The 17534-nt window shown below is 33.6% G+C and carries 16 protein-coding genes and 2 tRNA genes; 11 read left to right on the top strand and 7 right to left on the bottom strand.

The annotated features are described in order from the left end of the window. Positions 1-93 precede the first annotated feature (93 nt). The 4 genes from FC80_RS00985 to FC80_RS00970 all read right to left on the bottom strand — a co-directional run bounded on the left by FC80_RS00985 (position 94) and on the right by FC80_RS00970 (position 4852). Positions 94-165: transfer RNA gene (locus tag FC80_RS00985), tRNA-Asn, on the bottom strand. Between the two features lie 277 nt (positions 166-442). Then, on the bottom strand, positions 443-1282 hold the full coding sequence (locus FC80_RS00980) for an aldo/keto reductase (RefSeq protein WP_057828285.1): 840 nt from the start codon (positions 1280-1282) through the stop codon (positions 443-445). Between the two features lie 83 nt (positions 1283-1365). Next, positions 1366-3114, bottom strand: a complete 1749-nt coding sequence (locus tag FC80_RS00975) for an ABC transporter ATP-binding protein (RefSeq protein ID WP_057828284.1) — start codon at positions 3112-3114, stop codon at positions 1366-1368. Then, positions 3098-4852 carry an ABC transporter ATP-binding protein gene (locus FC80_RS00970; protein WP_057828283.1) on the bottom strand — a complete coding sequence of 585 codons (1755 nt, stop codon included), beginning with the start codon at positions 4850-4852 and terminating at the stop codon, positions 3098-3100. The genes FC80_RS00975 and FC80_RS00970 overlap by 17 nt, the downstream gene beginning before the upstream one ends. Positions 4853-5240: 388 nt before the next feature. On the opposite strand from FC80_RS00970, the gene FC80_RS00965 reads away from it, so the two are divergent. The 8 genes from FC80_RS00965 (at position 5241) to FC80_RS00930 (ending at position 11396) form a co-directional block, all read left to right on the top strand. Next, positions 5241-6104 (top strand): MurR/RpiR family transcriptional regulator, encoded by an 864-nt coding sequence (locus FC80_RS00965; RefSeq protein WP_057828282.1) that lies wholly within the window; start codon positions 5241-5243, stop codon positions 6102-6104. Between the two features lie 194 nt (positions 6105-6298). Further along, positions 6299-6781, top strand: coding sequence for a PTS sugar transporter subunit IIB (locus tag FC80_RS00960; protein WP_057828281.1), 483 nt, complete (start codon positions 6299-6301; stop codon positions 6779-6781). Between the two features lie 30 nt (positions 6782-6811). Continuing rightward, the gene (locus FC80_RS00955; protein ID WP_057828280.1) at positions 6812-7735 is read left to right on the top strand and encodes a PTS mannose/fructose/sorbose/N-acetylgalactosamine transporter subunit IIC; all 924 of its coding nucleotides are present in this window, start codon (positions 6812-6814) and stop codon (positions 7733-7735) included. Next, on the top strand, positions 7719-8534 hold the full coding sequence (locus FC80_RS00950) for a PTS system mannose/fructose/sorbose family transporter subunit IID (RefSeq protein WP_057828279.1): 816 nt from the start codon (positions 7719-7721) through the stop codon (positions 8532-8534). The genes FC80_RS00955 and FC80_RS00950 overlap by 17 nt, the downstream gene beginning before the upstream one ends. 39 nt (positions 8535-8573) lie before the next feature. Next, on the top strand, positions 8574-8981 hold the full coding sequence (locus FC80_RS00945) for a PTS sugar transporter subunit IIA (RefSeq protein ID WP_057828278.1): 408 nt from the start codon (positions 8574-8576) through the stop codon (positions 8979-8981). A gap of 198 nt (positions 8982-9179) precedes the next feature. Beyond that, complete coding sequence (gene murQ, locus FC80_RS00940) at positions 9180-10070, top strand: N-acetylmuramic acid 6-phosphate etherase (RefSeq protein ID WP_057828277.1); 891 nt, start codon at positions 9180-9182, stop codon at positions 10068-10070. A gap of 10 nt (positions 10071-10080) precedes the next feature. Next, entirely contained in the window at positions 10081-11085 is a 1005-nt protein-coding gene (locus tag FC80_RS00935; protein WP_057828276.1) for a serine hydrolase domain-containing protein, read from the top strand. Between the two features lie 89 nt (positions 11086-11174). Continuing rightward, on the top strand, positions 11175-11396 hold the full coding sequence (locus tag FC80_RS00930) for a hypothetical protein (protein WP_057828275.1): 222 nt from the start codon (positions 11175-11177) through the stop codon (positions 11394-11396). Between the two features lie 407 nt (positions 11397-11803). Here FC80_RS00930 and FC80_RS00925 read toward each other — a convergent pair. The 3 genes from FC80_RS00925 to FC80_RS00915 form a co-directional block, all read right to left on the bottom strand. Beyond that, positions 11804-11876: transfer RNA gene (locus FC80_RS00925), tRNA-Lys, on the bottom strand. Between the two features lie 100 nt (positions 11877-11976). Beyond that, a complete protein-coding gene (locus FC80_RS00920; protein WP_057828274.1) occupies positions 11977-12528 on the bottom strand; it encodes an ECF transporter S component in 552 nt (183 codons plus the stop codon). 3 nt (positions 12529-12531) lie between these two features. Next, positions 12532-13380, bottom strand: a complete 849-nt coding sequence (locus tag FC80_RS00915) for a pyridoxamine kinase (protein ID WP_057828273.1) — start codon at positions 13378-13380, stop codon at positions 12532-12534. Between the two features lie 209 nt (positions 13381-13589). On the opposite strand from FC80_RS00915, the gene yycF reads away from it, so the two are divergent. The 3 genes from yycF to FC80_RS00900 are packed head-to-tail and all read left to right on the top strand — an operon-like array spanning position 13590 to position 17520. After that, entirely contained in the window at positions 13590-14300 is a 711-nt protein-coding gene (gene yycF / locus FC80_RS00910; protein WP_057828272.1) for a response regulator YycF, read from the top strand. Positions 14301-14321: 21 nt separating this feature from the next. Further along, complete coding sequence (gene walK / locus FC80_RS00905; protein WP_057828271.1) at positions 14322-16181, top strand: cell wall metabolism sensor histidine kinase WalK; 1860 nt, start codon at positions 14322-14324, stop codon at positions 16179-16181. Beyond that, positions 16171-17520, top strand: coding sequence for a YycH family regulatory protein (locus tag FC80_RS00900; RefSeq protein WP_057828270.1), 1350 nt, complete (start codon positions 16171-16173; stop codon positions 17518-17520). The genes walK and FC80_RS00900 overlap by 11 nt, the downstream gene beginning before the upstream one ends. Positions 17521-17534: the final 14 nt, after the last annotated feature.

Here is a 17534-nt window from a genome sequence, read left to right as displayed (position 1 = left end):
TGGATAATAATTTTGCGTACGATAAGATAAGTTTTAATTATCTATAACACACAAAAAAAGCACTTCACTAATTAGCGAAATACTTTAGGTTAGCTGCTCAGGTAGGGTTCGAACCTACGACCTCTTGATTAACAGTCAATTATTCTACCACTGAACTACTGAGCAATTATTATTAACATGTATATATTTATATCATATTATACTTAGCAAGTAAACATATTTTTGGCAAAAAGTTAAATTTTCGTTAGATTAACTTCGATTATCTTTTAAAAACAAAAAAGGTCTATACTTTTCTGGCGAGATTGAAGCAAAAATAAAAAATCAGGGCCAGATCAAAAGGTATGTTTTGAACTAGTTCCTGATTTTTTTATTAATTTTTTAAATTTATCAATTTAATTTATAAGTAAAAGGATGGCTTTGAGTAGTTACGTTATTGATGATACTAATCGAATTCTTCGTAGTTATTAGGATCTTGATTATCAATTCTACCAGTTGGCTTTGAAAGACTATTGATGGCATCAATTTCCTTAGAAGTAAGAGAGAAATCAAAGATATCAGTGTTTTCACGTTGATGATTCAAATTGCTAGACTTAGGAATTGGGATTACTCCGCGTTGTACATGCCAACGCAAAACAATCTGGCCAACATTTTTTTGATATTTTTCAGACAAATCTGTGATAATTTTTTCTTGAAGGATACTGTTACCCCGTCCTAAAGGGCTCCAAGCTTCAGTTAAAATATTTCTTTTTTCATTTTCTCTTAATAATTTTTTTTGTATCCAATACGGGTGTATTTCAATTTGATTAATAACGGGAGTTACACCAGTTTCTGTAATTATTTTATCAAGATGTTCTGGTTCAAAATTAGAAACACCAATAGAACGGCAGAGACCAAGTTTTTTTGCAGTAATAAGTGCTCGCCAAGCTTGAACATATAAGCCTATTTTTGGTAACGGCCAATGAATTAGATACAAATCAAAGTATTCTAAACCCATTCGACAAAGGGACTCTTGAATCATCAGCAGTGCATCATCATAGTGATGATACTTGCCAGGCAATTTACTGGTAACAAAGAATTCGGATCGTGGAATACCAGAACGACGAATTGCCTCACCTACAATACCTTCGCTATCGTAATTAGTCGAGGTATCTAAGAGGCGGTACCCATCTTGAATAGCTGATAAAACTTGATCAATTCCTTGCCCACCGCGAATTTGATAGGTACCGAGACCAATTTTTGGAATTAGATGTCCATCATTTAATAATCTATTTGGAATTTTCATAAAGTGCTCCCTCCTGATTTTTTAAGAACATCTTCACTTTAGTACAAAAATAATGTCATAGCTAAATGATATGCTTAGAGTATTTAAAGTTGTTCAGACTGCATACTGTACATTTGGTGATATAGTCCATTTTTTTGTACAAGAATGTCATGTGTACCGTGCTCTATGATTTCTCCTCTGTTTAATACTAGAATTTGGTTCGAATCTTTAATTGTTGATAAACGGTGGGCAATGATAAAGGTAGTTCTTCCTTTTTTAAGTCTCTGCATTGCTTTTTGGATAATAATTTCTGTTTCGGTATCAACGTGGCTAGTTGCTTCGTCTAAAATTAGTATCTTGGGATTTGAAACTAGTGCTCGTGCGAAGCTAATTAATTGACGTTCGCCACTAGAAAATTCTGTTCCTTTTTCAACAACTGGGTGATTTATGCCATCTGAATAACGAGCTATTAAATATGCTCCTCCAACTTGTTTGAGAGCTGTTATAGACATCTGTGGAGTGATATTTTTGCGTCCCATACTAATATTACTTTCAATAGTACCCGTAAAGAGATATGGATCTTGCATCACAATAGCCATTGATTTACGTATACTTTGACGGCTATAATGGGAAATAATTTGGTTATCGATTGAGATATTTCCTTTTTGTGGATCGTAAAAGCGAAAAAGTAAGTTGAGGATACTCGATTTTCCGGAGCCTGTTTGACCAACAAGTGCAACTGTTTCACCAGGTGAGACATGAAAGTTGATTGAATGCAAAATTTGTTGTCCAGGTACATAACTAAAAGAGATGTTGTTAAACTCGATTATTCCTTTTGTTATCATGATGTTTGCTTCTTCTACAGATTCTGTTGGTTCATCATAAAATTCAAAAATACGTTTGCCTGCAGCAAGTGATTGCTGTACATTAGCCACAGTTTGTACAAATCCATCAATTGGATCAAAAAGACGATTGATGTAATCAATTAATACATACAAGAGGCCAACTGAGATTGCTAAATGACCATCTAGAAATAGCCAAGAAAGAATGGAGAGCATTAGCAAAATGGTTATATTGCGTAATAAAGTTGCAAATCCCCAAGCAATACTTGTGTCGAGAAGAAGTGACTTTTTACCGACAGTAACCCATTTTTTGATAGTTGACTTAAACTCTTTTAATAGTTGTTGTTCTTTTTGGAATGCTTGAATAATAGCAATACCTTGCACAAATTCATTTAGTTGACCACTAATTTGTGAAATATATTCACGCATGGTGACATTATAGGAAGAAGCATATTTTGTATAAAATTTTTGCCAAAGAAACAAGATTGGAATAATTATAAGCAGGTAGAAACTAAGTGTTTTATTTAAAAAAAATAGTGCAATATAAGATCCAACAACTTGAATTAGGTTACTCAATAAATTACTAATAACATTAACATAGAAGTTGCTACGAAGAACTTCGGTATCATTGGTAATACGTGCAACAACTTTGCCAGAGGGCATTTTATCAAAATAAGATATTGGAAGCTGATGCATATGAAAAAAGAGTTGTGCCCGCATTTTCTGAACGATTTTGTTAGACATTTTACGTAGAAGTAAAAGGCTAATGTATCTAAATAAAGCACCGAAAATATTCAAACCTAAGTAGATGGAAAGTAGGATGAGTAAAAAGTCAAAATTTAAAATTCCAGTTTTAGAGGCGGGTGTTATTACTTTGTCAATCATATTTTTTGCAACCATTGGAGAATATAATTCTAATCCGGAGGCTAAAAGAAGTAACACAGTACCAATAATAAATTGATTTTTATAATATTTAAGATAGCTTAGTAGTCGATTAATGGTGATTATCAAATTTTCTTGCCTCCTTAATTTGTTGATGATGATATTGTTCTTGATACCATCCGGGTTTATGAATTAAAGCTTGATGTGAACCGGATTGGGTGACTTTTCCTTCGTCTAACACAATAATTAAATCCGCAGCACTAACAGCTGAAAGTCGATGACTGACAATAAGTGAGATTTTTGTTGTAATTTTTGACTTTAAATTATCTATAATAGTTTGTTCTGTTTTTGCATCAACTGCTGAGAGTGCGTCGTCTAGAATGAGAACTTCACTTTTTCTTAAGAAAGCTCGCGCCAAAGATAGTCTTTGTTTTTGTCCACCTGATAAAGAAATCCCTTTTTCTCCTACTAGGGTATCTAGTCCGTCTTTCATTCTTTTGATATCATCATCTAAACAGGCCATTTTAAGTGCCTGCCAAAGTTGGTTATCGGTTGCATTAGAGTCTCCAAATAATAAATTTTCTCGGATTGTACGCGAGAAAAGAGTGTGTTCTTGGGGGACTTCGGCAATTTTTGCTCGAAGATCAAATGTACGATAAGACGTTATGGTATTGCCGTTAATAAAAGGAAGTTCGTTAGAGTAAGGATAGCGATGCCCAAGTTGGCGGAGAAGTGTAGTTTTTCCACTACCAGTTTTACCCACAATACCGATTACTTGCCCACTTTTAATCGAAAGATTGATACCATCAAGGATTTGGCGTCCATTATGTTCGTAACTAAAGTGAAAATCTGAAAAATTAATTGATTCTATATGCTGAAGTTCGCAATTACTAGGTAATTCAAGATTATCACTTGCTTGAAGCACTTGATTGATTCTACGCCATGAAGCAGCACCTTGTTGCATAGTATTAACCAAGTCGCCAGCTGAAATCATTGGCCAAACTATCATTGTCAGATAGACCTGAAATGAAATCATGGCGCCAATTGAAATCTGTTGTTGTGCTACAAGATAAGATCCTAGACCAAAACTAAAAATATAACTAATAGCAAGGACTATTGTTATTAGGGGCATAAAACGTGAATCAAGTTCAGAGACAATATCATTTTGAATTCGTGATTTAAGAACTTTATCTTCAAATTTTTTGGTCATTTCATCCTCTAAACCAAATGCTCTAACAACACGTTGACCGTCTACAATCTCTAATACTTCACTATTCATCTCGGAGACAGAATTTTGGGCTTCAGTAAATTTAGCATCAACTTGTGTTCCCCATTTAAAAATAAAATAGGCAAGAATGGGCATTGGTAGTAGGGCAAATAATGTTAATTTCCAAGAAACAGTGACAATCATCATTAGAATAATAAAGGTCAAATAAAGGCTGGTGTTTAAAAAGACCATCAATCCATATCCAACGGTCATTCCCATGACATTTACATCATCAGTTGAACGTGTTATTAAGTCACCTGTTTTGAAACGGTGAAAAAATGGAGCACCCATCTTTAAAAAATGGGTCATTAAGTTAGTCCGTAATTCTTTTTGCAAGTCATATGAACCAGTAAAAAGAAAGAATGTCCAGATAGCTTCAGTTAGGTACGATAGAATAATAATTAGTGCAAAACTAAGCATAAACTCGATTAATGAATTTGTAGAAAGATTTTTCTGGACTATTGCATCAATTATTAGACGAATAATATATGTGGGTGAGACAGCTAATAAGCTTGCGAAAACCATAAAAACAAAAACGATGATATAACGTGATTTATGCTGACCAAAGTAGATTAATAAATGTTTTATAATGTAGTTCATTTTTTTCTCCTTAAAATTAAAAAATACACAAAAAGACTCTGTCCTAAGCAATGGACAGAGTCTAATTAATCATATACAAGTTAAAATTTTTATTGTATGCTAATTAATCATATACAAGTTAAAATTTTTATTGTATGCTAATTAAACATAAGTTGCGAAGGAATCGGTAGTACAAATAAATTGAATGTTTCTATACGTTTTAAATCAATTAATAAAATCATAGTACGATTCCTCCTTTTTTTAATATAATTCAACGTAATTTAAAATATCACATAGATATTTGAAAAACAAGTTTTTTTTAATGTTATTAAAAAATAATGAAGTTGATTAAAAAATATTAACCGTTTATTACTAAGGTAAATCTGTATAGAGTGGGGAGGAAAAGGTATTGTCTATTGAAAATGAAATACTGAATTTTTTACCAAAGCTTTCAAAAGGAAAGAGGAAAGTTGCAAATTATATTCTTGAGAATCCGAATGAAGTTATAAAAATGAAAGTTGCACAGTTAGCAAAGGTAGCAAATTCGAGTCCAGCGACCGTCATAAGATTTGTAAAAGATTTGAAGAAAGAAAGTTTTATGGCATTTAAGATTGAATTATCTGCGGACTTATCAAAAGAAAGTCTGAAAACAAGTTATGAAGATATTTTTGCAAATGAATCACTTGACTCAATAAAGCAAAAATTGTTGGCCAATGCACAAAGGGCTGTTAAAGAAACGTTTGAACAATTAGATGAACGAGAATTGAAACCTTTTGTTGCTGAGCTTCTTAAATATAGACAAATTATTGTTTTTGGTGTAGGAGCGTCTGCACTTGTTGCAGAAAACATTGCACAAAAATGGAGTAGACTAGGTTATTTAGCAATTGCTGAACACGATTTGAATTCAATGTTACCGCAATTAGCAAACAATCGAGGTGATACCATTATTTGGTTGATCTCTAATTCAGGTAAGTCACCAGAAATAGTTGATGCAGCAACGTATGCATGGAAGAATGAATTTCCGATAATTGCTATAGTTGGTAGAGAAAACAGTATATTAGAGAGATACATAAAAAATATTGTGCATACTGCACCTTCCAAAGAAAGCAATCATCGAATAGCTGCGACAAGTTCTTTATTATCACAGTTTAGTGCGATTGATATTATTTTCTATTATTTTGTTAGTCAAAACTATGAAGTTAATGTGGGAATGCTCAGAAACTCATATGAGATTGTTGCTGAGTATCGTAAGGGACTTAATTATCGAAAATAAGAGAACGCTTTCGTTGGTATTAAATAAAATATAATTTCATAATATCCTATTTAATAATGTATATTATGAAATCTTATTTCAAAAAAAGATAGAAGTGCTATAATCATTTTTAATAATTATTGATATTTAATTAATAATTATTCAAGATGATTTTTTTTTAAATAAATGAATTCTTTAGAGAGGATGTATGATGAATGGCAATTACTGCAGTAAGAATTGATGGCCGGTTGTTGCATGGTCAAGTTGCAAATATGTGGACTAATGTGGTTGGGGCGACAAGAATCATGGTGATAGATGATGAAGTGTCAAATTCAGAAGTTGCTAAGGCAGGAATCAAATTAGCAAAGCCTGCAGGGATTAATTTGAGCATCTTAAATGAAACAAGGGCAAGCAATAATATTAACGAGGGTAGGTATGATTCACAAAAAGTTTTTATTCTCGTAAGGCATCCGCGAGTATTGGTGAATTTAATTCAAAATGGTGTAGAGATAAAAACAGTTAATGTTGGAAATATGTCACAGTCTGACGAAACAAAATCTATAACGAGTTCTATTAATGTTGTTCAGTCAGATGTTGATGCTTTTCAAGAATTACATAGTCTTGGAGTTAATATTACTGCCCAGATGGTGCCAAGTGATCCGATTCTGAATTTTATGGATTTGTTAAAAAAATTTTGAGATTTTTAACTAGAAAGAAGGTAACTATCGATGCATGGAGATATCATGATTTGGCAAGTGTTGTTATTAACTTTATATTCGATGTACCAGATTTGGGATGATCTAACTATTGTTTCTTCATTGTCTCAACCAGTATGGGCTGGTCTTATTGCTGGTGCCATAATGGGGGATGTTACAAAGGGATTAATAATAGGAGGGAGTTTGCAACTTACAGTCCTAGGTGTAGGTACTTTTGGGGGATCTTCTAAAATAGATGCGAACTCAGGAACGATATTGGCAACAGCATTTTCAATTAGTGCGGGTATGAATGCCTCAACGGCAGTAGCTGCAATTGGTGTTCCAGTAGCTTCTTTAATGATTGAAACAGATATTTTGGGAAGATTTACCAATACCTTTTTTCAGCACCGAATTGACCGATTAATAGACGAAGAAAATTATTCAGCAATTGAAAGAAACTATCTTTACGGTGTATTTCCATGGATGCTGTCTCGAGGAATACCTGTATTTTTGGCGCTACAATTCGGAGGGAATTTTGTTTCAGTTGCTGTTAAAGTGTTGGACACACACTTGCAATGGTTAAGCAATGGTCTTGCCGCAGCAGGGGCATTATTACCAGCCGTTGGTTTTGCAATATTGTTACGATATTTGCCAGTGAAGAAGCATATTGCATATTTAATTCTTGGTTTTACACTTACAGCGTTGTTTAGCACACTCTATACTAATGTTCAGACTTTGGGAACAACTATGGCAGCAGTCTCGAAAGGATTTGCAGGGTCGTTTAATTCAGTTTCGATGGTTGCAATTGCACTAATTGGATTAGCTTTTGCAATTAATGAATATAAAAAAAATGTCGAAAAACAACAGTTTACAGAATTAGCTAGTGCGTATAAAAATTCAACACCAGAAAATATAGAAAAAAATGAGGAAGGTGAGATTTATGGCGATGAAGACTAATTACAAAATAACTAAGAAAGATTTCAATCAAATAAATCGACGTAACTTATTTTTCAATCAATTAGGATGGAACTACGAAAAAATGCAAGGGTCGGGATATTTATTTATTATGTTACCCCAATTACGTAAACTGTATGGAGATCATACGCCAGAATTAAAAAAAGCTATGAAGACGCATAATCAATTTTTTAATACAAATCCCTCAGTAAATACGATAATTCAAGGAATAGATTTAGCTATTGAATCCAAAGAAGGAATTGAATCATTAGAGACGGTTTCAGGACTTAAAACGGGATTAATGGGACCTTTAGCAGCTATTGGTGATTCGATATTTGCATCGTTATTACCAGCAATCTTGGGGGCAATAGCTGCAAATATGGCGGTTCAGGGAAATCCGTTTGGATTGCTTATATGGTTAGTGGCAAATTTCATAATTATGTATATTAGATGGATTCAGTTACCACTAGCTTATCGTGAAGGAACTACATTAGTTACTAAAATGCAAGGTAGATTAAATGCGTTAACAGATGCAGCAACCTTATTAGGTGTGTACGTGGTAGGAGCTTTAGTGGCAACTTTAATTAGTATACAAGTACCTTTTGTTGCACATATTGGCAAAGTAACTGTGACATTACAAAATGAAATTGATATGATTTTACCAAAACTAGTTCCAGGATTACTTGTGGGTTTGATTTACTGGTTGCTTGGAAGAAAAAAAATGACTTCTACTAAAGCGATTTTTATAGTAATAATTGTTGCAATAGTTTGTTCAGCACTTGGCATTTTAGGAAAAGGCTAATTAACGGATAGTCTATTGGAAAAAGAGGAGGGAGAAATCTTGAAGTTAATTTTAGCTAGTCATGGACCATTAGCTAGCGCAATTTTGTCAAGCGCAGAGATGATTATCGGAAAAATTGATGGAGTAGTGGCTTTTAGTCTTACAAAAGAAATGGGACCAAGCGACTTAGAAGAACAAATAATTAAAGAGATTGAAGAAAGCCATGATGAGGATATTATTTTGGGACTAGATTTGCTTGGAGGAACACCAGCAAATGTTTCTGTAGCATTATTGGCAAAGTATCCATTTTTAGAAGTGGTTACTGGAATAAATTTGCCAATGATTATTGAATATGGAAATCAAAAAATGTTGGGAATAAAAAATATTACGCAGTTAATTTCGATGGGAGTTACGGGGATTTCAAATGTAAAAGAAAAGTTAAAAGAAGAGCAAGATGACGAAGAATAATTGATTTGTGCTAATAGTTAGGCAAAATAATGGCATGACTATAGAAAGGGGACCGGGGAAACTAACTTTTCTCAGGTCCCTATTTCTACTTAATTGTATAATGTGACAAAAGATTTGGGCTATCATAATAGTTAAGGAATTTTAAATACACTGGTGCAAGGATACAACATTAATAATTGTTAGAGATGGTGGAATTGTATGAAGATAAATCAGTTGGAAACAGAGATGCGTAATCCTGAAACATTAAATCTTGATAATTTATCTATAGAAGAGATAGTAGGAAAAATAAATGCAGAAAATTTAAATGTTGCAAAAGCCGTAGAATCACAAAATCAGATTATAACGCAAGTAATTGAAGATGTGAGTGACCGATTCAATGAAGGTGGCCGATTAGTGTATTGTGGTGCAGGAACCTCAGGAAGGTTAGGAATGTTGGATGCGGTTGAACTTGTGCCAACTTATGGGCTTGAAAAAGGTCGTGCAATCGGTCTAATTGCAGGTGGTACAGCAGCAATGTATCAAGCTGTTGAAGGTGCGGAAGATTCAAGAAAGATGGCCAAAGAGGATCTTGAAAAAATAAAGCTTAATGAAAAAGATATAGTGATTGCGATTGCAGCAAGTGGGAGAACCCCCTATGCAATAGGAGCTTTAGATTATGCTAAGAAGAAATCCGCATTAGGGGTGGCGCTAGTGTGTGTTTCCAATAGCGAGATGGAAAAATATGCTAAATATACAATTGCACCAATTGTTGGTCCTGAAATAGTAACTGGATCTACAAGAATGAAGGCAGGGAGTGCGCAAAAGATGGTTTTAAATGCCATATCAACGGCAGTAATGGTTAAAAATGGCAAAGTATATCAAAACTTGATGGTAAATGTATTACCAACCAACAAGAAATTAGTTGCGCGTGCAGTGGGGATTATAGTGGAAACAACAGGTTGTAGTATTAACGAAGCAAAAAAGTGGTTAGAAAAAGCAAAAGAAGATGTACCGGTGGCAATAATTATGCAGAAAAAAGGAATTGATCGAAAACAAGCAATCACCTTATTGGAAAAAAATGGTAATAGAGTGATTGATGCGTTGAAATAAGGTGAACTGCGTGGAAAAAGAAAAAATTAGTTGGATTGAAGGGTATATTGCAGATTCTCTTAGAAGAAATAGTATCTACGGTAGTTCATATTCAATTTCTACCGAGAACGAGATTATAAAAAAGTTTATAGGAACTCAAGGTGATGGAAAGTATAATGTTCCAATTAAGGAAGGAATGATATATGATTTAGCATCCTTAACTAAGGTCGTTGGTACAACAACAAGAATTTTACAGTTAATTGCAGATGGAAAACTAGGATTAAAAACAAGAGTAGGTCAAATCTTAACTAATTTGAATTATTCAGAAATAATGATTGAGAATCTATTATTACATAATAGTGGGTTACCTGCAGATGTTAGCAATGCCAAATTTTTAACAAAAGAAGAATTAGTAAAAGAAATAAAAGAAGTATCTTTAATAAAAAAGCCGGGAATTGAAACGATTTACTCGGATTTAGGATTCATTATTCTTGGATGGGTGATAGAGAAAATCGATGGTAATTTAAAAAACAGTTTCGATAAGAATATTTTTAGGCCATTAAAAATGAAAGATACAGGATATAACTTATCAGGAAATCCCTTAAGTAATTATGTACCAACGGAAAATGAAATACGAAGGGGGGGAGTTATTCAGGGGGAAGTTCATGATTACAAAGCATATTTGTTAAATGGAATTAGCGGACATGCGGGAGTTTTTTCAACTTTGAATGATTTAGACAATTTTGTAAAAATGTATATTGATCATGGGAAATTTGAAGGAAGACAAATTTTAGAAGAAAGTGTTTTTGATTGTTTTACTCAGTACAACAAGAATGGTAGAACTCTGGGATGGCAAGTCTGGAATCACGATATATCCAAGTTGTGGCATACAGGGTTCACTGGAACATCAATAGCAATTGATCTTGTAGAAAAAACTTCTTTTGTTTGTTTGACGAACAGAGTTTATCCTAATAGAAATAATGACAATTGGATAAAAGATCGAAAAAAGTTGATGGAAGTATTTTTTGAGAAATGAACTTACTGAAATTAGTGTGGCCAAGCTCATTGAGAAGCTAACGGAAGACATTCTTGGAAGTAGGAAATATGTGACAGGTTTAAAGTTAATTGCTTTCGATTAGTAATAGTTCAAAATATAATTGTCCAGCAAAGGCTGCTTGGAAATTATTTTATATTTTGAGAGCTAAATTTTATAAGACGATAGTAACAATTGTACTAGAAAATAGAAATGAACTACTAGGATACTTGCACACTTATTTCATTGTAAGTTTGGCATATTCTGATGAAAAAATAACTGAAGCAGTTTTGAAAAGCTATGACATCGGTTAATTATAATGAAAGAAATAGTACTTGTTTTTGATATTCGGATAGTAGTTGTTTCATGTGAAACATGACTAAGCCTGCGGTCTCGACAGAGTTGTTGGCGCTGACTATTGTCGAAAAGAATTAAAAAAGCCTGTTGCTAAATTACCACTTTAGCAATCTAGCAACAGGAAAAAGTAGAGAGCCTTAATAACCAACTCGATTGTGAGCTGGTTATTTTTTTGCACTAAAAAACTGCTACTCGATTGAGTAACAGCCACTGCCCCGCGCAAGTTATTTTTTGGCTTACCTTTTGGCTAACTTTTTTTGATTATTAATGACATTATATGAAATACAAACTTGTTTTAGAGTACAAAAAAACCAGCAATCACGGCATTTCTGATACCTAATGATTACTGGTAGTAAACCTCTGATGGGTGGCCAGGGGATCGAACCCTGGACCCACGGATTAAGAGTCCGTTGCTCTGCCAGCTGAGCTAGCCACCCATATATTCTTCATCAACAAGAAATATATTACCATGGGTGGAAAGTATATGCAATAGAAAAATCAAAAAAAACAAAAAATCGAACAAACAATTACAACTAATTAGTTTTTACTGGCAGCTGCAAAAGCCTTACGCAAAAGAAAGTACAATATTGGAACACATATAGCGGTAGAAATCGAATTAATAACAGTTGCTGGTAGACTTAAAAATGAAGCGACAATCGCAGTTTTAAATGAAGTTCCTACCATCAATGCTTCAACGATTGATGTGCAATATGAAGTGACAATTTTCATCGCACCTGCAGTGATAGCAATGATAATAATATTGCGTTTACTATCATTGTAGTGAAAAGCCTTAAAAACTGCTTCAATAGCTAATCCAACGACAATTACCTCGATAACAGTTAGCCAAGATGTTAGAGCGTAACCATTCAAAACATCAAAGCCTCCTAAGCCAATAATACCAGCGATAATTCCATTTCTTGGGCCTAAAAATAAAATAGCTAAAGCTGCCAGTGTGTTACCAAAATGAATGAAGGGCCTTCCTACCATTGCAGGGATGGGAATTCTCAAGATAAAAATACCTAGATATATTATGGCTGCAAATAAGCCAGTTAGAATCAGCATTCTTAAAGAATTTTTGTCTTTTTTCATTTTTTAACCTCCTAAATTTAATTGTTTTAATAATACAGGTAGTTGCAGTGAATAATCAAGACCAAATCTCGAATCTCTACCTGGGATTTTTATATTTTTTTTAATGGTATTGCTAATAAAATCCATAGAAGTTGTGGCAGCGTCTTTTAAAGCTTGTCCATGTAATAAAGAGCCTAATAATACACTTGCAAAAATATCTCCAGTCCCAAAAAAGTTAGAACCTATGCGAGGAGTTTCAAGTTGCCATATTTCCTGGGAAATATTATCAAAGCCTGCGATTCCAATTGTATTATTTGTTTTTGGGATTCCCGTCAAAATTATTTTTGTGTTAGGGTATTTATTGTGAAGGGAATTGATAAGTGTAAGAACAGCATCTGAGGAAAATGGACCTTGAAAGCAAGGTAGGTCTAATAACAATTGAACTTCTGTTATATTTGGGGTTATTAGATTAGCTTTTTTTGCCAAAATCTTCATATTGTCCACATAGGTTGAATCAAATCCACTATATAATTTCCCATGGTCACCCATTACGGGATCAAGTAGTAAAAAAGAATTAGTAGCAATTTTGTCAATTTCTGTAATAATTGTGCTTAGTGGTTTGACCCCTAAGTAGCCTAAATAAATGGCGGAGAAAGTGATTGGAAGAGTTTGCCAATGCGAAATGATTTTCCCTATTTCTGCGCTTAAATCTAAATAAGTGTTTTTCCCAAATCCGCCAGTGTGGGTTGAAAGAAGTGCTGTTGGTAAAACAGAGGGATTGAACCCTAATGCTCCTAAAATAGGAAGAGCGACACCCATGGAAACTTGACCAACACAGGATAAATCTTGAGATATTAATATTGATTTTTTCATTATTAGACTCCTTGCAAGGATATAGAATTAATTAAAAGTATTATAGCATGAACTAGTGATACTTAATTTGGATTTTATTGTGTGTTTGGCATCAACTCAACGATAGGTTATAATGTACTAGGTTGTATCTTTTTATAATTTGTAATCGTTATTGGAATAACTAATAATTCTAAAACATATAAAAGTGGTTTTAGGAAAGGAGTTTCAAAGTGAAAAAAATTCTAGTAGTGGATGATGAAAAGCCAATTTCAGATATAGTGAAGTTTAATCTAACAAAAGAAGGTTTTGATGTTTATACGGCGTTTGACGGGCAAGAAGCAGTTGATCAAGTTGAAGAAGTAGTTCCTGATTTGATTTTGCTGGATATTATGTTGCCTAAAATGGATGGCCTTGAAGTGGCAAGAGAGATTCGAAAGAAATATGATATGCCAATTATAATGGTTACGGCTAAAGATGCAGAAATAGATAAGGTTTTGGGATTAGAATTAGGTGCAGATGATTACGTAACAAAACCATTTTCAAATCGTGAGTTAGTTGCGCGGGTCAAAGCTAATTTAAGAAGACAAACGACAGCAACAGCTTCTGCCCAAAATGAAGAAGAAAAAAACAGTGAAATTACAATTGGAGATTTAATAATCCATCCTGAAGCATACATGGTTTCAAAAAGAGACGAAAAGATAGAATTAACTCATAGAGAATTTGAATTACTCTACTATTTGGCAAAACATATTGGTCAAGTTATGACAAGAGAGCACCTGTTACAAACTGTATGGGGCTACGATTATTTTGGAGATGTAAGAACTGTTGATGTAACTGTAAGAAGATTGAGAGAGAAAATTGAAGATAATCCTAGCCGCCCAATATGGTTAGTTACTCGTCGTGGGGTAGGTTATTATTTACGTAATCCAGAAGCAGAATAAGTAAACTTTAGTGGAGCAATGATGAATAAAAAATTACACTTTTTTCAATCTATTCATTTTAAAATAGCACTAGTTTTTGCCTTGTTATTACTAATAACATTTCAAATTGTTGGTGCTTATTTTGTGCAACAACTAAAAAAGGATAACTTGAAGTCTTTTAAGCAACAAGTAGAATTATCAAGTTATATTGATAGTTCTTTAATCAGTAATTTATCGCGTAATAATACAACTAAAGCAAATTCAAATATTAGGGATATACTGGAAGATGTAGATAATTCAAGTGTTACAAAGGTTCAAGTGGTTGATACAAAGGGGACAATCCGTGGTGATAGCGATGTTAATAGTCAAGATTCAATCGGTCAAAAAACTACAGATAATGATATTAAGCAGGTTCTATATAATGAACGATCCTACGCAAAGTCAGCATACGATCGAACTGATAACAAGCGATACTATGTTTCCATAACCCCACTTTTTAGTACTACAGGGAATACTAATACATTGGTTGGGGCAGTTTATCTACGGGCAAGCCTAGAGCCAGTTTATAGCTCTATTAATAAAGTTACACTTATATTTGCTACGGCTGCACTGATAGCGACTTGCTTAGGGTTGATTTTGGCAATTTTTATTTCTAGTGCGATAACACGACCGATTGATGAAATGAAAAAACAAACGACAAGAATTGCACGAGGTGATTACTCAGGGCAAGTTAAAGTTTATGGAGCTGATGAATTAGGCCAGTTAGCACAGGCAGTGAATAATTTATCGGTTAGAGTGGAGGAAGCTCAGGAATCTTCTGAAGCTGAGCGTAGACGTTTGGATAGTGTGTTATCGCATATGTCTGATGGTGTTTTGGCGACAGATCGTCGGGGAAATGTCATTATTATGAATGAAACGGCTTCACAAGCATTAAACATTGACCCCAATATTGCTGATGGGCAATCAGTATTAGATATTCTAAATATTCGCGATAAATATACTTTAAGAGATTTGTTAGAAAATCAAGACGAAATAATTATCGATTTGTCAGATGAAGACCATGATGAAATACTAAATGCTTATTTCTCATTGATTCAAAGAGAATCAGGATTTATCAGTGGATTGGTCTGTGTATTGCACGATATTACTGAACAACAACGAATTGATCGTGAACGCAGAGAGTTTGTGTCTAATGTGTCACATGAATTGCGCACCCCGTTAACGAGTATGAAAAGCTATATCGAAGCATTGAACGATGGCGCATGGAAAGATCCAGATGTTGCTCCATCATTTTTAAAAGTTACGCAAGATGAGACACAACGAATGATTAGGATGATTAATGATTTGTTAAGTCTTTCAAGAATGGATTCTGGTACATCAAAACTGGAGTTAGAACTGGTCAATTTGAATGAGTTATATAATTACATTTTGGACAGATTTGATATGATGATAAAGTCTGATGATGCGCATGAGGAAGGCAAAAAAAGATATTCAATCAGGCGGGATTTTACGAAACGAGAACTTTGGGTTGAAATAGATACTGATAAATTTATGCAAGTCGTTGATAATATTATGAACAATGCAATAAAATATTCACCAGATGGAGGCATAATTACATGTCGTCTTTTGGAGACACATAATCATGTTATTTTGAGCATCTCAGACCAAGGGTTGGGAATCCCCAAAAAAGATGTTGTGCATATATTTGATCGCTTTTTTAGGGTTGACAAGGCACGTTCACGTGCACAAGGTGGAACAGGTTTAGGGCTTGCAATTTCAAAAGAAGTTATCGAAATGCATGGTGGAAGAATTTGGGTTGATAGTATTGAAGGTAAAGGCTCTACCTTTTATATTTCATTGCCTTATGAAGAATATGAGGGGGAATTGTGGGATGAAGGTTAGAAGAATCTTATTGCATATAGGATTGATAATCACAATTTTAATTAGTATTTTCTTTTCGGCACTTATTTGGTTCAATCCAGCAATGCTGCAACATGATTCTAAGGAAACAACTAATACAGGGGAAAATAATACAAGTGTTAGTAAAAAAACTTTGAGTGATGTTTTTTTACCGTTACAAGTTACGTATAATGAAGATAATTTACAATATCAAATTCCTAGTTCAAAGGACTATTTAATTGGTAAAGTTTGGAAGGTTATGAAGAAATGGGATAGTTCTTCAGTTTCAATGAAAAAATATAAAAATGAAACTGACTATTTAACTTTTTTAAAACAAAATAATATGCTATTGCTAAATTATAATAGTCCGATAACTGTGAAGATTTTTAATAAAGTGTTTTTGCAAAAAATAAAAGGCATCGAAAATTTTAAATTTAATAGAATTATGATTCCAGTATCAAATGGTAAATATTTGTATTTACTGAATGATCAAACAAAGGAAGTTTGTACAGTTACACTCAGTAAGATGAAGGTAACCAAGATACAAACTTACCTAAAGAGTAAGGATGTTGATAATGTAAAAGTTGAGGTGGATTACTATCCACTTAATAATAAAATAATCAATTTTTATGTTGGTTCAGTGCAATTTCCAAAGTATAGCTATCTATACAATAAGACTAATATAAGCTCCTACGTGAGTGAACTATTGAATCCAAGTGGCCAAACATCAATATCAACAAAATTGCAGAAAAATAAAACAATTTATTTAGATGGCTCTGATAATAGGTTGACTTTAAATGATACTACTAGTGCAATTCAATATGAAAATTATGCAGCATTAGATTATTTTGATGAAGCAAACAGCGGCAAAGTAAAAACGCAAAAGTTGGATTATTATACACATTTGAAGGAGAGTCTCGAGGAGCTAAACATTATTGGAACGACTCCGGATAATTTGCGATTTGACGAAATAAATGCAGAAGATGGAACAGTTACTTATAGAAGCTATATTGCGGGTTTTCCAATTATCAGCGATGATAATTATGGATCGTACCAAATTAAGATAATGAGTACAGGTGGTAAAGAATATAATCTTTCTTTAAACAGTTTGCAAGTGCCAGTGCCTTCTAGTCAGTATAAGCAAAGTCTGCCATCTACTTACACAGTTCTAAGAGAACTTGAAAACAAAGGATATTCGACAAATAAAATAAAAGATATTCGAGTTGCTTATAAATGGCAAAAAAATCAGTCGTCAAGTTTAGTGGTTGACTTGATTCCCACATACTATGTTTATTTAGATGGACACTGGAGCGAATTAGATACACTTTTAACAGGAAATTAAGGGTGAAAGGATGA

This window comes from Liquorilactobacillus cacaonum DSM 21116 (assembly GCF_001436735.1).
Lineage (GTDB): Bacteria > Bacillota > Bacilli > Lactobacillales > Lactobacillaceae > Liquorilactobacillus > Liquorilactobacillus cacaonum.
Note: the sequence above shows the minus strand (reverse complement) of the source record. Positions and strands in the feature narration are given on the sequence as shown.

Excerpts from the sequence above, each read along its gene's own strand:
- FC80_RS00980 (WP_057828285.1), bottom strand. The coding sequence starts at position 1,282 with ATGAAAATTCCAAATAGATTATTAAATGATGGACATCTAATTCCAAAA.
- FC80_RS00970 (WP_057828283.1), bottom strand. The coding sequence starts at position 4,852 with ATGAACTACATTATAAAACATTTATTAATCTACTTTGGTCAGCATAAA.
- FC80_RS00960 (WP_057828281.1), top strand. The coding sequence starts at position 6,299 with ATGGCAATTACTGCAGTAAGAATTGATGGCCGGTTGTTGCATGGTCAA.
- FC80_RS00955 (WP_057828280.1), top strand. The coding sequence starts at position 6,812 with ATGCATGGAGATATCATGATTTGGCAAGTGTTGTTATTAACTTTATAT.
- FC80_RS00950 (WP_057828279.1), top strand. The coding sequence starts at position 7,719 with ATGGCGATGAAGACTAATTACAAAATAACTAAGAAAGATTTCAATCAA.
- murQ (WP_057828277.1), top strand. The coding sequence starts at position 9,180 with ATGAAGATAAATCAGTTGGAAACAGAGATGCGTAATCCTGAAACATTA.
- FC80_RS00920 (WP_057828274.1), bottom strand. The coding sequence starts at position 12,528 with ATGAAAAAAGACAAAAATTCTTTAAGAATGCTGATTCTAACTGGCTTA.
- FC80_RS00915 (WP_057828273.1), bottom strand. The coding sequence starts at position 13,380 with ATGAAAAAATCAATATTAATATCTCAAGATTTATCCTGTGTTGGTCAA.
- walK (WP_057828271.1), top strand. The coding sequence starts at position 14,322 with ATGAATAAAAAATTACACTTTTTTCAATCTATTCATTTTAAAATAGCA.
- FC80_RS00900 (WP_057828270.1), top strand. The coding sequence starts at position 16,171 with ATGAAGGTTAGAAGAATCTTATTGCATATAGGATTGATAATCACAATT.